The sequence below is a fragment of the Antrihabitans stalagmiti genome (genome assembly GCF_016482825.1).
Lineage (GTDB): Bacteria > Actinomycetota > Actinomycetes > Mycobacteriales > Mycobacteriaceae > Antrihabitans > Antrihabitans stalagmiti.
In genome coordinates this window covers 143,268-158,162 of the sequence record NZ_JAEMNV010000010.1, presented here as the reverse complement: position 1 = coordinate 158,162, position 14,895 = coordinate 143,268, and the positions used below count along the sequence as shown (strand labels likewise).

The window sequence follows — 14,895 nt, the reverse complement described above, 5'->3', positions numbered from 1 at the left end:
CCAGCATTGGACCGGTAACCAGGATAAGGTTAGGCTGCACTATCTATGACGGGCATGGAGAGCGACGATGAAAGCTAGTGACCACGAAAACGACATTTACGACATAGTCGGCATCGGGTTCGGTCCTGCGAATCTCGCGCTCGCCATCGCTGTTGCCGAGTACAACGAGCAACATTTGCAGGAACGACCGATCCGGGCGTGCTTCGTCGAGCGGCAACAGGGCTTCGGCTGGCATCGGGGAATGCTCCTCGAGGGCACGACGATGCAGATCGCGTTCCCGAAAGACTTGGCCACCTTCCGGAATCCGACCAGCAAATTCGGATTCCTGCCCTATCTGTTCGACCGCGAACGTCTCGTCGACTTCGTAAATCACCAGACGTTCTTCCCCACCCGCCACGAATTTCACGACTACCTCGAATGGGCGGCCGAGAAGGTCGCTGCAGACGTCAGGTACGGCCGAACGGTGCAACGGGTCCGCGCCGCACATGACGAGCACGGTGCAGGTGGTCACGTGATCGTCGAAACCACGGACGGTCTGCAGATTGCGACGCGAAACGTGTCGTTCGGCGCGGGGTTGCAGCAACGGATACCTGAGTGGGCAACACCGTCGCGGCGATGCTTCCACAATCACCAGTTCCTCTTCCGCATCGCCGAGTTGCCCGAGCCTGTGCACAATCGGTTCGTCGTTCTCGGCGCGGGCCAGAGTGCCGCAGAGGTCGTGCAGTACCTGCATACGAATTTCCCGGATGCCGAAGTGCACAGCGTCTTTTCGCGATTCGGCTACAGCCCGGCGGACGACAGCCCGTATGCAAATCGGATCTTCGACCCAGCCGCTGTCGACGAACTGCACAGCGCCCCCGACGACGAGCGGCGCAAAGTGATCGAACTGCATCGCAGTACCAACTACTCCGTCGTCGACCTCGACCTCATCAACGAGTTGTACAAGACCGAATACCAGGAACGTGTTCGCGGGCAACGGCGACTGTTCATGCGCCGCGCATCCGACGTGGTCGGAATCCGCGAGCTGGAGGACGGAATCGAAGTAGAGGTCCGAAGCAATCTCGACGGTCTCACCGATGCGCTACCGTGCGATGCCATCGTGTTGGCAACCGGTTTTCTTCCGACACCCATGTCGTCGATCTTCGGCGACCTCGTCGACGACACGGCAGGTCCGGTCGTCGTTGCGCGCGACTATCGAGTGGCGACCAGAACGGACGTCGACGCCGGCATCTATCTGCAAGGCGGAACCGAGAACTCGCACGGTCTGACGTCGTCGCTGCTGTCCAACGTCGCGATTCGATCGGGCGAAATCGTGCGATCGATCGTCGAACGTCGGGAGTGCGCAGGCGAACGTGACTCCGACGCGCAGAGCTTCGCCCGGGCATAGTTCGCCGGTGTGAAAATTCCCACCTTCACTTGCTGCCAGCCGCGCGGGCACCTACGTTGGCTCGTATCGCAGGAGTGAGCGACGTCGAGGTTCTCACGTAGTCAAGGTCTATCGAATGTTTCGAAAGACCAAAGGGCACAGGAGAATCGAGTGAAGAACCATATTGTCGTCGGCGCCTCCGGATTTCTCGGTCGCCGCGTTCTGCAGGCGTTGCTGCAATCCGATTCCGATGCCGTTGTCCATGTGCTCGTCAGCCCGCGCGAGCGTGCCGAACTTGCCAGTTCGACAGCGAAATGGCCTGAGGCCGAACGCATTCTAGCGCTGACGGGCGATCTGACCGCCACGGATTTCGGTATGGACATCGATCTGCCCAAGGTGCGAAACATCGTCCACATCGGTCCTGCACACCGAGCAGGACGAGGCAACACCCACGCTCACGCGGCCGACACTGCGGCTGTGATCGCACTTGCACAGCGCTGCGGCGCGATGTTGCACCACGTGTCCTCGGTCGCTGTCGCAGGCGATCACCGCGGGTCCTTCGACGAAACCGATCTCGATCTGGGACAAAGCTTTCCGACACGAACCCACCGCGCGTTCTTTGCCGCTGAACAACAGATTCGGACGAGTCCCGGCCTTGCCTGGCGGATCTACCGACCCGGGATCGTCATCGGCGATTCCGAGACCGGCGAGATCGACAAGATCGACGGTCCGTACTCGTTTTTCACCGCACTGTCCCGATTGGCGCAGCTGCCGTCTCCGATGCCGATCGCCCTGCCGAATATCGGGTCGACGAATATCGTCCCCGTCGACTATGTCGCCCGAGCCGTCGCGGCGCTCGTATCAGCAGACGGTCGAAGCAAGCAGACGTTCCACCTCGTCAACCCGAAACCCCAACCGCTCCATGAGGTTTACGCCGCTTTCGCGACCGCTGCCGGAGCTCCCAGCGCAGTCGTGCCCGTGCCAGGGGTGCGAGCGCCGCTGGCCCGAATGGGTGCCGTTCCCGGCCTACGGGCAATCCGCGACTTCACCATGGCCCGGTTCGGAATACCAAGTGCCGCAATAGATCGTGTGCTCGTCGATGCGAGACTCGGGTCCACGTTCACCAGATCCGCACTGCGCTTCGATCGCAGCATCACCGTCCCCGAACTGTCGACCTACGCCGGCAAGATCTGGCGCTACTGGGCCGACGACCTCGACCCGGCTCGTCTGCGACGGGTCTCCGGACCCGACGGCTTCCGCGGCCGCGTCGTGCTGATGACAGGTGCGTCGTCGGGCATCGGACTCGCCTCGTCGCATGCGCTCGCTCGGCGTGGTGCAACGGTGCTGATGGTTGCCCGAGGTGCCGAGGATCTGGACGCCGCAGTGGCTGCGATTCGCGCCGACGGTGGCGACTCGCACGGCTACGTCTGCGACATCACCGATCCCGAAGCCGTCGCGATGCTGGTCAAGACCGTGCTGAACGATCACGGTCGGGTCGACTACCTGGTGAACAATGCGGGCCGGTCCATTCGACGGTCTGTGATCAGTTCGACCGAGCGGATGCACGACTTCGAGCGAACGATGGCTGTGAACTACTTCGGGGCCGTGCGCCTCGTCCTTGCACTGTTGCCATCGATGCGCGAACGCGGCTTCGGCCACGTCGTGAACATCTCGTCGATAGGCGTGCAAACCAAGGCGCCGCTGTTCTCCGCCTACGTCGCGAGCAAGTCGGCCCTCGACGCATTCGCAACGATCGCCGCGGCCGAAAACCTCGATGCGGGAATTACTTTCACCTCCATTCGGATGCCGCTCGTTCGCACACCGATGATTGCGCCGACCGCCGCCTACTCGTCGTTGCCGGTCGACAGTCCGGAGAGTGCCGCCGAGCGAGTGGTGCGTGCCCTCGTCGACCGTCCGGACCGGATCGACACCCCCGTCGGGACCGTCGCCGATTACGTCGGCTTGTTGGCGCCGGACCTCAAGCGATTCGTCCTGCATCAGGTGTACAAGGCATTTCCCGAATCGTCGGCGGCTAAAGGCGGCGGCGGCAAGGCCCCAGAGGTACAGGCGCAACCCCGAACTGAGACAAAGTCGATGACACAGACGCTGCTGGCGCCGCTGATGGCCTTACCCACGCCGGGAGTCGGTTTCACCCGCAGGGTGCCGGGTCTGTACTGGTAGGGCGCTCCGCGCCTCGTGAGTCTTTTCGGTGGTTCTGCCCTCCGAAAGGACTCACGAGTAGTAGGCCTAATGGGTCCGCGAGTGTCCGTACGATGCGAAGATGCAGTTGTCTTACGAAACGGTCTACCTCGGTCTTTACGTCCAGTCCCGCGGCGGGCTCAAACGTGCACTGGTAGAACATCTTCGGAGTGATCGAGCACTGCGCAGCGGATCAGGGGAGCAACGCGGGAAGGCGCTGGGGAAAATCAGCATCGTCGAACGTCCCGCGGAACCTGACGATCGAAGCGCGGTGCCGGGGCATTGGGAAGCAGATCTAATCATGGGTGCCTCGGACGCGTCGGCAATCGGCACGCTTGTCGAGCGCAGAACGCGGTTCGTCATGTTGCTGCACTTGCCCGATGGGTATTCCGCGGAGCAGGTGCGGGCGGCGATGGCCCGGAAGATTGTGACGTTGCCGCGGGCTTTGACTCGACCTATCAGCAGGCGTCAGAGCGCCGAAATCAGTCAGCATGCCCAGTTCGCGGTCGGTCGCGGCATTCAGATCTATTTCTGTGATCCGCGATCGCCGTGGTTGCGTGGCTCCAACGAGAACACCAACGGGTTGCTGCGTCAGTACTTCCCGAAAGGCACCGATCTGTCGGTGCATTCGAGCAAGCGGCTCGACTTCGTCGCTGATCAACTCAACGGTCGCCCGCGCGAGACCCTCGAATGGGAGAACCCGGCCGAGAGGCTGAACAAACTACTCGTTGCGGCCTCGTCATAGAACCGCCCGCCTTGCCCGATTTCAACGCTGAGCAGGCACTTTTCGCGGAGGCCACTCGCGTTTTGTTGCAGTAGGTGCCTGCTCGCCGAGTTGGGTGGTGACGGGGTGGAGCCGCAGGCCTGAATGTGGTGTTGTGCAGGGACTTTGCGTCGGAAACTTGTCGGTGGGTGGCGATAAGCTTCGCACATGCTTTCGAACCCGACACCCGCACCCGCCACGGCGGTGGAAGCTGCGATGGTCGCGTTCGAAACAGCTCTCCAAGGGTTGCGTGACGTCGGATTCGGCGAACTGTCGAACAACCGCGACCGTCTCGACCTCGTGCAGCGATTCGAAACCGGAACACGCACGATCGCCGGTTTCGGAACCGTTCTGATCGCCGACATGCAGGAACAATGGATCCCCGGCGAGCTCGGCGACTACCGCCTCGCCGACGTTCTCGCCGACACCCTGCGGATCTACCCCAGCGAAGCCAAAGCCCGCCGCAGGATCGCCGAAGACCTCGGACCCCGCACCGGATTCTCCGGCGCACCCTTGGACCCGGTCTACCCGAACACCGCCGCCGCCCACCGTGACGGGGCGATCGACCGTGCCCACATCACCGTGATCCGCGAATTTTTCGCCCAGGTTCCCAGCTACGTCGATGCTGAGACCCGCGAGCAGGCCGAAGCGAAACTGGCCGAGCAAGCCCGGATTCTGCGGCCCGATCAACTCCGCCGCGCAGGCAACCGGATCCTGGCCTACCTCAATCCCGACGGGAACGCACCCGAGGTGGACCGCGACCGCAAACGGACTTTCATCCTCGGCAAACAAGGCACCGACCTGATGACCAAAGGCAGCTTCTGCGTCGACCCCGAACTGCGGTCCTACCTCGAAGCACTGTTCGCGAAATACGCGAAACCCGGGGTCGGGAATCCGCACGACGCTGACTCGACGGTCGATGCCGAACCCACCGACGAGGTCGCGCACCGTGACGAACGCTCGGTCGGGCAACGTCAACACGACGCCCTGACAATGGTGCTACGCGACGCGCTCGCCTCCGGCACCCTCGGCCAACATCGTGGGCTGCCGGTGACTGTGGTGGCGACCATGACGGTGAAAGAACTCGAAGATGCGTCCGGGACTGCGATCACCGGCGGCGGATCGTTACTTCCGATCCGGGATGTGCTGCGCGTGGCACGACATGCCCACCACTATCTGGCGTTGTTCGACGACGACGACGGCCGACCGATCTATCTCGGCAGATCGAAACGCATCGCTCAAGGTGATCAACGTCTGGTGTGTTACGCCCGGGACAAAGGCTGCACCTTCCCGGGATGTTGGCGACCAGCCAATTGCTGTCAGTGTCATCATTGCCGGGAATGGGTGGCCGAACTCGGGCTCACCGATGTGGATCAACTTGCGCTGGTGTGTGATTCGCATCATCGGTTGGCCGGGGTCAAAGACACCGACTGGCACACCATCGTCGCCGGACCCGATCATCAGTATCCGGGTCGGATTCTGTGGGTTCCGCCGAAACATGTCGACCCGACCCGAAAACCGAGGATCAATCACTACTTCCATCCCCACGAATACTGGGACCTCGACTGAGGGTGCCCATCCCGGCGCCGAGCAGGCGCTTACGGCGGAGGTCACTCGCGTTTCTTCGCGATAAGCGCCTGTTCGGCTGAAGGCGGCGCGTCGTCGACGTGATCCCGATCATGCCCGTATCGGCGCGTGTCCGGCAGCCCGTAAAGAAACCGTCAAGGACGCGACCGCAGCCGTAAGTGGTGTGTCAGTGCCCGTCCAACAGGCAGCCGCAGGTTGCACCCTGATGAGGCCCGTCGAAGGTCGACGGCATGCGTCATAAGGATCTCGATGGCTGACCTTGCATATGTTCTGCTGATCATCGGCGGATTCATATTCTGTGCGCTCGTTTTGCGTCTCCTGCAAAACCAGAAGTTGGCCAAATGACCGGCGCCGGTGTGGTGAGCGTTCTGCTCATCGCGCTTTCGCTCGGACTGGTCGTCTACCTACTGGTCGCCCTCGTCGACCCCGAGAGGTTCTGACCTATGAATCCCGCTCTTGCTGCGGGGCTCCAGATCGCCCTTGTGATCGGTGTGCTCGCAATTGCGTACGTCCCCCTCGGCGACTACATGGCCAGGGTCTACACATCCGACAAGGATCTGCGTGTCGAAACGCTGCTGTACCGCTTGTGCCGCATAGATTCTCGCGCCGAGCAGACCTGGTACGGCTACGCCGGTAGCCTCCTCGGATTTTCCGCTGCCGGCGTCGTGTTCCTCTACTTCCTGCAGCGGATTCAGGGAGTTATGCCGCTGCACGGAGACCTGGCGGGGGTGAGCCCTGCGGTCGCGTTCAACACCGCGGTCTCGTTCGTCACGAATACGAACTGGCAGTCCTACGTCCCCGAAACGACGATGAGCAACTTCACCCAGCCGGTGGGGCTCGCGGTGCAGAACTTCGTGTCTGCTTCCGTCGGTATGGCTGTCGCCGTGGCACTGACGCGCGCTTTCGTCAGAGTCCGCACCAGCGGCGAGATCGGCAACTTCTGGGTCGATCTCACCCGCGGCAGCCTGCGAATTCTGCTGCCGATGTCGTTTGTCATCGCGCTCGTGCTGCTGAGCCAGGGCGTGGTTCAGTCCTTCCACAGTGGCTTCTCCTCGACCGGCCTCGACGGTTCAGCTGTTCGGAATGCGCTGGCGCCGGCCGCATCGCAGGAAGCGATCAAGGAAGTCGGCACCAACGGTGGTGGCATCTTCAACGCCAACTCGGCGCATCCGTTCGAGAATCCGACGCCGATTTCCAACATCGTCGAAATCATTGCGATCCTCATCATTCCGGTGTCGTTCACGCGGACCTTCGGGACGCTGGTCGGCAATGCCCGTCAGGGGCTGACGCTGGTCTCCGTCATGGCTCTGCTGTGGGGCACGTTGCTCGCCGTCACGCTGTGGTCGGAGTCGAACACACGCGGAATCGCAGCCACGGCCGCCGGCGCGATGATGGAAGGTAAAGAAGTTCGGTTCGGGATTCCAGGTTCCGCGCTGTTTGCTGTCAGTACGACGGGAACGTCGACCGGTGCGGTGAACTCCTTCCACGACAGCTTCTCTGCCGGTGGCGGCGGCGCACTGATTCTGAACATGCTGCTCGGCGAGATCGCGCCAGGCGGGGTGGGGACTGGGCTCTACGGCATTCTTGTGCTCGCCTTGATCGCCGTCTTCGTCGGCGGCCTGCTGGTCGGGCGCACCCCCGAGTATCTCGGCAAGAAGCTCGGCAAACGCGAGATCACTCTCGCAGCGCTGTCGGTGCTGGTCATGCCTGCGTTGGTCCTGATCGGGACGGGGATAACGGTAATCCTCGGTTCTACGACCGGTTTTCAGGGCAACAGCGGTGACCCGGGCACACCCGAATCAATACACGGATTCTCGGAAGTGTTGTACGCGTTTGCATCCGCCTCGAACAACAACGGCAGCGCCTTTGCCGGCCTCACAGTGACGAGCGACTGGTTCCAATCGGCGCTCGGTATCGCGATGCTCTTCGGGCGTTTCCTACCGATCCTCTTCGTGTTGGCGCTGGCCGGATCGCTGGTCAGTCAACGTCAACACCCGAGCGGGGCAGGCACTTTGCCGACAACCGGCGGGATGTTCGCCGGTTTGCTGACCGGCACCGTCGTACTGGTCGCAGCTTTGACATTCTTCCCAGCGCTGGCGCTGGGCCCGATCGCAGAGGCATTGCAATGAGCACCATCACCGAGAGTCCGCATGAGCCCGCGCAGCGCGAGCACGTGAGCGCACGCGGTGACGGCGGCACTGCCGTTGCAGGCGGCATCTTCAACGCGCGTCAGCTCGTCACATCGCTACCCGGCGCATTCCGAAAACTCGATCCGCGCCACCTTGCCCGCAACCCTGTGATGTTCGTCGTTCTGATCGGATCGGTCGTCACGACGCTGTTCGCGGTCGCCGATCCGTCGGTCTTCGGTTGGGCTGTCGCACTGTGGCTCTGGTTCACCGTGCTGTTCGCGAACCTGGCCGAATCCGTTGCCGAAGGTCGCGGCAAGGCACAGGCCGCGAGCTTGCGACAGGTCAAGCGCGACACCACCGCTCGGCGGCTGCTGGCCGACGGAGCGACCGAGGAGGTGTCCGGCACCGAATTGAAGGTCGGCGACCGTGTCGTTGTGGTCGCCGGTGAGGTGATCCCGGGTGACGGCGATGTCGTCGAAGGTATTGCGACCGTCGACGAATCGGCGATCACAGGTGAATCAGCCCCGGTGGTGCGCGAATCCGGTGGTGACCGGTGTGCGGTGACGGGTGGCACCACCGTGTTGTCCGATCGGATCGTCGTTCGGATTTCGTCGGCGCCGGGCGAGTCCTTCGTCGACCGCATGATTGCGCTCGTCGAAGGCGCCTCGCGGCAGAAGACGCCGAACGAGATCGCACTCGACATCCTGCTTGCGTCGTTGACGATCATCTTCCTGTTGGCAGTCGTCGCCATCGGACCGATGGGTCAGTATGCCGGCCAGGAACAGGATCCGATCAAACTGATTGCGCTGCTTGTCTGTTTGATACCGACGACAATCGGAGCGCTGCTTTCGGCGATCGGCATCGCAGGTATGGACCGTCTCGTGCAGCGCAACGTGCTCGCGATGTCGGGTCGGGCAGTCGAGGCGGCAGGCGACATCGACACCCTGCTGATGGACAAGACCGGCACGATCACGTACGGAAACCGCAGGGCCACAGCGTTTTATCCCGCACCTGGCGTTGCCGTGGCAGATCTGGCCGAGGCCGCGCGGTTGTCCAGCCTCGCTGACGGCACGCCGGAGGGTCGCAGCATCGTCGATCTGTGTGCCGACCAGTTCGGAATGGATCCGACGCCGAGTTCTGCAGAGAAGGCCGGTGAGTTCGTTCCGTTCACAGCGCAGACGCGGATGAGCGGACTCGATCTCGACGGCCGCGAAATTCGCAAGGGTGCAAGCGATTCGGTGATCGCCTGGGTGTGCGACATCGGGGAGACGGTCGACGAGGTCGTCAGCCGAACGGTCGACGACATCGCCCAGGGCGGCGCGACGCCGCTTGTTGTTGCCGTCGTCGAGTCGGGCAGGGCCAAGGTACTCGGTGTCATCGAGCTGTCCGATGTCGTCAAGCCCGGCATCGCCGAACGGTTCGCGCAGTTGCGCGCGATGGGCATCCGCACGGTTATGGTCACCGGTGACAATCCGTTGACCGCCAAAGCCATCGCGGACCAGGCCGGCGTCGACGACTTCCTCGCAGAAGCCACGCCGGAGCAGAAGTTGGAGCTCATTCGCCAGGAGCAAGAGGGCGGTCGCCTCGTCGCTATGACGGGCGACGGCACCAATGACGCTCCCGCACTGGCGCAGTCGGATGTCGGTGTCGCGATGAACACCGGCACGTCGGCAGCCAAAGAAGCCGGGAACATGGTGGATCTGGACTCCGATCCGACCAAGTTGATCGAGATCGTCGAGATCGGCAAGCAGTTGCTGATCACCCGCGGCGCACTGACGACGTTCTCGCTTGCGAACGACCTCGCGAAGTATTTCGCGATTCTGCCCGCGTTGTTCAGTGGGATCTACCCGCAGCTCGACACGCTGAACGTCATGCGGTTGGCGACACCGGAATCGGCGATCCTGTCCGCGGTGATCTTCAACGCGCTTGTCATCGTCGGTCTGATTCCGCTGGCACTCAAAGGCGTTCGCTACCGACCGTCGTCGGCGTCGAAGCTGCTCGGCCGAAATCTGTTGATCTACGGCGTCGGTGGCGTTGTCTCGCCGTTCGTCGGCATCTGGTTGATCGACCAAGTCGTTCGACTCATTCCAGGGATTGGGTGAAGTGTGATGCGTTTCGTCATTGGTTTCGTTCGCCAGACCTGGGCGGGTTTCAGCGTTCTGTTGGCTCTCACAGCGGTTCTCGGTGTGCTCTATCCAGCAGCGGTATGGGGCGTGAGTCGGCTCGCGTCCGGATCGGCGGAGGGCTCGCCGGTGACCGACGCCGCCGGTTGCGTCGTCGGTAGCCGATGGATCGGGGTCGACCCGCAGGTGCCCGACGGCGCTGCGGACCCCTACTTCCACAACCGCGTCGTTGGTTCGGCTGCGGACGAAGATGCTTTCGCCCCAGGTGATCCGGCTGCCGCAGCGCCGACAAACCTCGGGCCGAGCAGCGAGACGCTCGCCGCATTCATCGACGCGAGGCGAGCGCGTATCGCCGAGCGTGACGGCGTTTCGCCCGATCTGGTCCCCGTCGATGCGGTCACGGGTTCGGGATCGAGTATCGACCCTCACATCAGCCCGGAATACGCAGCGATTCAGGTCGACCGGGTGGCACGGGAGAACGGTATGACCGACGAGCGGGTCGCTGCCCTCGTCGCCGAGCACACCGACGGCAGGACGCTCGGCTTCCTCGGGCAGGAACGTGTAAACGTTCTCGAACTGAATGTCGCGCTCGGGTTGCGAGCACCCGACTGCACGACCGGTGGATGATGAGAATGTGACTGCCTCGGAGCGATCGACGAAACGTGGGGAGCTGCGCATCTATCTCGGCGCAGCTCCCGGCGTCGGGAAAACGTATGCGATGCTCGGTGAAGCGCACCGGCGGATCGAGCGGGGCACCGATGTCGTTGCAGCAGTTGTAGAAACGCACGGGCGGCACAAGACTGCCGAGCTGCTCGACGGGATCGAGCTGATCGCGCCGAAGTATGTCGAGTATCGAGGCACGAGGATGCCGGAGCTGGACGTCGACGCGGTGGTGCGTCGGCGACCCGCACTGGTTCTGATCGACGAACTGGCGCACACGAATACCCCGGGTAGCAAGAACTCCAAGCGCTGGCACGACATCGACGAGATCCTCGACGCCGGCATCGATGTGCTGTCGACCGTCAATGTGCAGCACCTCGAAAGTCTCAACGACGTCGTCGAGCAGATCACCGGAATCGTGCAGCAGGAAACGGTTCCCGACGAAGTTGTGCGCGGTGCCGCCCAAATCGAGTTGGTCGACATCACACCGGAAGCGCTGCGCCGCAGACTCTCTCACGGCAACGTCTACGCACCTGCCAAGGTCGACGCAGCGCTGAGCAACTACTTCCGGCAGGGCAATCTGACGGCGTTGCGCGAGATCGCGCTGCTGTGGTTGGCCGATCAGGTCGATGCCGCACTCGCGAAGTACCGCGCGGAGAACAAGATAACCGACACGTGGGAGGCGAAAGAACGCGTCGTCGTCGCCGTGACCGGCGGTCCGGAATCGGAAACCCTTGTCAGACGGGCGAGTCGGATCGCATCGAGATCCAGCGCCGAATTGATCGTCGTCCACATCGTCCGCGGCGACGGCCTTGCCGGAATTTCCGCACCGCAGATGGGCAAGGTGCGCGAACTGGCAACGAGCCTGGGGGCAAGCCTGCACAGCGTCGTCGGCGACGATGTTCCCACCGCACTGCTCGACTTCGCACGCGAGATGAACGCGACTCAGCTTGTCATCGGTACGTCCCGTCGTTCGCGCTGGGCTCGCATCGTCGACGAGGGTATCGGTGCCGCGACGATCCAGCGGTCCGGCAAAGTCGACGTGCACATGGTGACCCACGAGGAGGCCAACCTCGGACGCACACGCACAGCGACACCGACCCAGCGTCGCCTGATCTCCTGGGTCGCAGCAGTACTCGTTCCGTCGGTCGTGTGCGCGTTCACGTTCGGACTGCTCGACCCGTATCTCGACGTCGGTGCCGAAGGCGCGGTGTTCTTCGTCGCCGTGCTGCTCGTCGCGCTGCTCGGTGGTGTCGCTCCCGCCGCATTGTCCGCCGTGTTGTCGGCGATGCTGCTCAACTACTTCTTCGTCGAACCTCGCTACAGCCTCACTGTCGCCAAACCGAGCAGTTTCGTGACGTCCGTCGTTCTGCTGATCGTTGCTGTCGCCGTTGCGATCCTGGTCGACGGTGCCGCGACGCGAGCACGGGAAGCCAAACGGGCATCCCGTGAAGCCGAGTTGCTGGCTCTGTTCGCAGGCTCGGTACTTCGAGGCGCGGACCTGCCTGGATTGTTGGAGCGGGTGCGAGAAACCTACGCGCAGCGAGCAGTGAGTGTGTTCCACGAGGAGGACGGTCTGTTCGCGTCGGTTGGTGAGGACCCGCCTGCGTCGGTCGAAGCGGCGGACACGGCAGTCGAGGTTGCGGACGGACCCTACTGGCTGTTGTTGGCCGGCCGCCGCCTGCCGAGCAGTGATCGTCGTGTCGTCGGTGCGGTCGCCAATCAAGCTGTCGGACTGATCAAACAGCGGGAACTGACCGAAGCGGCCAGTGCGGCAACGGCGCTCGCCGAAGCCGACCGGTTGCGCCGCGCGTTGCTGTCGGCGGTGAGTCACGATCTGCGCACACCTCTCGCGGGAGCAAAGGCAGCGGTGTCGAGCCTGCGCAGCGTCGATGTCGAGTTCTCGCCGGAGGCCACCGCCGAACTGCTTGCGACGGTGGAGGAGTCGGTCGATCAATTGACGTCCCTTGTCGGTAATCTGCTCGATTCCTCACGGCTGGCCGCGGGTGTGATCCGGCCCGAGTTGCGTCGGGTCTATCTCGACGAGGTTGTGCACCGTGCGCTGGTGAGTATCGGCTCGGCTGCTCACGATCGGGTGGAAGTCGAGGTTGCAGACGTCAGTGCGATGGCGGACAGCGGACTGCTCGAACGTGTTGTCGCGAATCTCGTCGAGAACGCACTACGCCATGCGCCAGGCAGTCCGGTGCGCATTGCCGCAGCGCAGGTCGGCGTTCGGGTGCTGATCACCGTCGCTGACGAAGGACCTGGTGTGTCGAGGGGGACGGAAGAGGACATCTTCGGCGCTTTCCAGCGGCTCGGCGATCACGACAACACAAGCGGTGTCGGACTGGGACTTTCGGTCGCACGCGGATTCGTCGAAGCGATGGCAGGTACGGTCCATGCGACGGACACGCCCGGCGGAGGTCTGACCATAGTCGTCGACCTCGCGAATCCGGATGCGAAAGGGGCGAAATGACAAGGGTTCTCGTAGTCGACGACGAGCCACAGATCTTGCGGGCCCTTCGCATCAACCTCTCGGTGCGCGGATACGAGGTGACGACCGCTGCCGACGGCGCTGCGGCACTGCGTGCGGCCGCACAGACTCGCCCGGAGGTGATCGTTCTCGATCTCGGCCTCCCGGACATGGACGGCATCGAAGTACTTGCGGGACTGCGTGGCTGGTCGACGGCGCCGGTGATCGTGTTGTCTGCGCGCACCGATTCGGCGGACAAGGTCGACGCGCTCGATGCCGGAGCGGACGACTACGTGACCAAGCCGTTCGGCATGGACGAGTTTCTCGCCCGGCTGCGCGCTGCAGTGCGCAGGGGAGCAGCAGCGGCCGACGTGGACGAGCCGGTCGTCGTGACCGAATCGTTCACCGTCGACCTCGCAGCCAAGCGGGTCGTCAAGGACGGATCGGAGGTCCACCTGACGCCGACCGAGTGGGGCATGCTCGAAATGCTCGTACGTAACCGCGGCAAGCTGGTCGGTCGCAAAGAACTACTCAAGGAGGTGTGGGGCCCCGCGTATGCGACCGAAACCCACTATCTCCGTGTGTATCTCGCCCAACTGCGCCGGAAGCTGGAAGACGATCCGGCACATCCGAAGCACCTGCTGACCGAAGCGGGCATGGGCTATCGCTTTGCGGAGTGAAGAAAGAAGGTCGTCAGCGCCGATGCCAGGTGTCGGTCGGCGACTCCGTGCCATTCACCCGGCAGGCTCAGGTGCGCCGAACCGGGGATGTGGCGGGCCACCGTAGCGGCCATGCCTGTCAGATCGTCTGTGCTGCCTGCGCTGTCGAGCACCAGCGTCGGGGCGGTGACGGATGCGAGCATCTTCGACGAGGTGGCTTCGCTGATGAGGCTGTCGTAGACGAGGGTGTGCGACACCGAGCGCATCAGCGACCAACTGTCCGTGGATCGCATCCGAGCGACCACGTCGTCGGGCACACCGATTTCCGTGAGGTAGAAGTCCAGCGTTGCCTCCCGATCACCCGAGTCGACCAGCCTCGTGAGTTCGCGGGTGAAGGCCTGTTGGTTCTCCGATGGGCCGTGCGGTGCAGTGCTGTCGATCGGCGGCTCGAGCACGGTCATTGCCGTTGTCGCGAGGCCGCGCACCGAAGCATGCAGTGCGAGCAGCGCTCCCGAGGAGAAGCCGTGCACATACGCCGATCCGCCGTTGGCTGCCACGACTGCGGCTAGGTCGTCGACCTCGCGTTGGACGACGGCGTCGGGAGTTCGGTCGGTGCCCGAGAAGTCGGAGCTCGCTCCTCGTCCACGACGGTCGTACTGCACGACGCGGAAATGCTCGGCGAGCACGGTCGACAGGCCGTCGAAGGAACTGAGTCGACGGAAGTGTCCCGCGGCGTCCACAAGAACCAGAACCGGTCCGTCGCCCGTCACGGTGTAGGCGATCGATGTGCCGTCCTTCGACGGCGCGGTCTTGGTTTCTGCGGCCCTGGTTTCCATCGAATCCTCCGTCGCCAACTGTACTGAATCGTTCACTTCAGAGTAGAGTGAAGAAACTGTACTGTCTAGTTCATTTGGAGATCGACATCGACCGGAGGTG

At 63.1% G+C, this 14,895-nt stretch carries 11 protein-coding genes; 10 read left to right on the top strand and 1 reads right to left on the bottom strand.

Translation table 11 applies throughout. From position 1 onward, the window contains the following. Window positions 1–67 precede the first annotated feature (67 nt). From JGU71_RS25365 to JGU71_RS25320, 10 genes are all read left to right on the top strand, one after another. The gene (locus tag JGU71_RS25365; RefSeq protein WP_199707595.1) at window positions 68–1,387 is read left to right on the top strand and encodes a lysine N(6)-hydroxylase/L-ornithine N(5)-oxygenase family protein; all 1,320 of its coding nucleotides are present in this window, start codon (window positions 68–70) and stop codon (window positions 1,385–1,387) included. A 150-nt stretch (window positions 1,388–1,537) separates the two neighbouring features. Beyond that, window positions 1,538–3,547, top strand: coding sequence for an SDR family oxidoreductase (locus JGU71_RS25360; protein WP_199707594.1), 2,010 nt, complete (start codon window positions 1,538–1,540; stop codon window positions 3,545–3,547). A 100-nt stretch (window positions 3,548–3,647) separates the two neighbouring features. Continuing rightward, complete coding sequence (locus tag JGU71_RS25355; protein WP_199707593.1) at window positions 3,648–4,310, top strand: IS30 family transposase; 663 nt, start codon at window positions 3,648–3,650, stop codon at window positions 4,308–4,310. A 186-nt stretch (window positions 4,311–4,496) separates the two neighbouring features. After that, window positions 4,497–5,897 carry an HNH endonuclease signature motif containing protein gene (locus JGU71_RS25350; RefSeq protein WP_199707592.1) on the top strand — a complete coding sequence of 467 codons (1,401 nt, stop codon included), beginning with the start codon at window positions 4,497–4,499 and terminating at the stop codon, window positions 5,895–5,897. A gap of 359 nt (window positions 5,898–6,256) precedes the next feature. Beyond that, window positions 6,257–6,355, top strand: coding sequence for a K(+)-transporting ATPase subunit F (gene kdpF / locus JGU71_RS25345; protein ID WP_199707591.1), 99 nt, complete (start codon window positions 6,257–6,259; stop codon window positions 6,353–6,355). A gap of 3 nt (window positions 6,356–6,358) precedes the next feature. Next, the gene (kdpA, locus tag JGU71_RS25340; protein ID WP_199707590.1) at window positions 6,359–8,044 is read left to right on the top strand and encodes a potassium-transporting ATPase subunit KdpA; all 1,686 of its coding nucleotides are present in this window, start codon (window positions 6,359–6,361) and stop codon (window positions 8,042–8,044) included. After that, the gene (gene kdpB, locus JGU71_RS25335; RefSeq protein ID WP_199707588.1) at window positions 8,041–10,146 is read left to right on the top strand and encodes a potassium-transporting ATPase subunit KdpB; all 2,106 of its coding nucleotides are present in this window, start codon (window positions 8,041–8,043) and stop codon (window positions 10,144–10,146) included. The genes kdpA and kdpB overlap by 4 nt, the downstream gene beginning before the upstream one ends. 6 nt (window positions 10,147–10,152) lie before the next feature. Further along, window positions 10,153–10,794, top strand: a complete 642-nt coding sequence (locus JGU71_RS25330; protein WP_199707587.1) for a potassium-transporting ATPase subunit C — start codon at window positions 10,153–10,155, stop codon at window positions 10,792–10,794. Then, window positions 10,748–13,303: a DUF4118 domain-containing protein gene (locus JGU71_RS25325; RefSeq protein ID WP_199707585.1), complete on the top strand. Its 2,556-nt coding sequence runs from the start codon at window positions 10,748–10,750 to the stop codon at window positions 13,301–13,303. The genes JGU71_RS25330 and JGU71_RS25325 overlap by 47 nt, the downstream gene beginning before the upstream one ends. Next, on the top strand, window positions 13,300–13,980 hold the full coding sequence (locus JGU71_RS25320) for a response regulator (RefSeq protein ID WP_199707583.1): 681 nt from the start codon (window positions 13,300–13,302) through the stop codon (window positions 13,978–13,980). The genes JGU71_RS25325 and JGU71_RS25320 overlap by 4 nt, the downstream gene beginning before the upstream one ends. Here the strand turns inward: JGU71_RS25320 and JGU71_RS25315 are convergent. Further along, complete coding sequence (locus JGU71_RS25315) at window positions 13,962–14,831, bottom strand: alpha/beta fold hydrolase (protein ID WP_199707581.1); 870 nt, start codon at window positions 14,829–14,831, stop codon at window positions 13,962–13,964. The two genes, JGU71_RS25320 and JGU71_RS25315, sit on opposite strands and share 19 nt — an antisense overlap. Window positions 14,832–14,895: the final 64 nt, after the last annotated feature.

Excerpts from the sequence above, each read along its gene's own strand:
- JGU71_RS25320 (WP_199707583.1), top strand. The coding sequence starts at position 13,300 with ATGACAAGGGTTCTCGTAGTCGACGACGAGCCACAGATCTTGCGGGCC.
- kdpB (WP_199707588.1), top strand. The coding sequence starts at position 8,041 with ATGAGCACCATCACCGAGAGTCCGCATGAGCCCGCGCAGCGCGAGCAC.
- JGU71_RS25330 (WP_199707587.1), top strand. The coding sequence starts at position 10,153 with ATGCGTTTCGTCATTGGTTTCGTTCGCCAGACCTGGGCGGGTTTCAGC.
- kdpA (WP_199707590.1), top strand. The coding sequence starts at position 6,359 with ATGAATCCCGCTCTTGCTGCGGGGCTCCAGATCGCCCTTGTGATCGGT.
- JGU71_RS25355 (WP_199707593.1), top strand. The coding sequence starts at position 3,648 with ATGCAGTTGTCTTACGAAACGGTCTACCTCGGTCTTTACGTCCAGTCC.
- JGU71_RS25365 (WP_199707595.1), top strand. The coding sequence starts at position 68 with ATGAAAGCTAGTGACCACGAAAACGACATTTACGACATAGTCGGCATC.
- JGU71_RS25350 (WP_199707592.1), top strand. The coding sequence starts at position 4,497 with ATGCTTTCGAACCCGACACCCGCACCCGCCACGGCGGTGGAAGCTGCG.
- JGU71_RS25325 (WP_199707585.1), top strand. The coding sequence starts at position 10,748 with ATGTCGCGCTCGGGTTGCGAGCACCCGACTGCACGACCGGTGGATGAT.
- kdpF (WP_199707591.1), top strand. The coding sequence starts at position 6,257 with ATGACCGGCGCCGGTGTGGTGAGCGTTCTGCTCATCGCGCTTTCGCTC.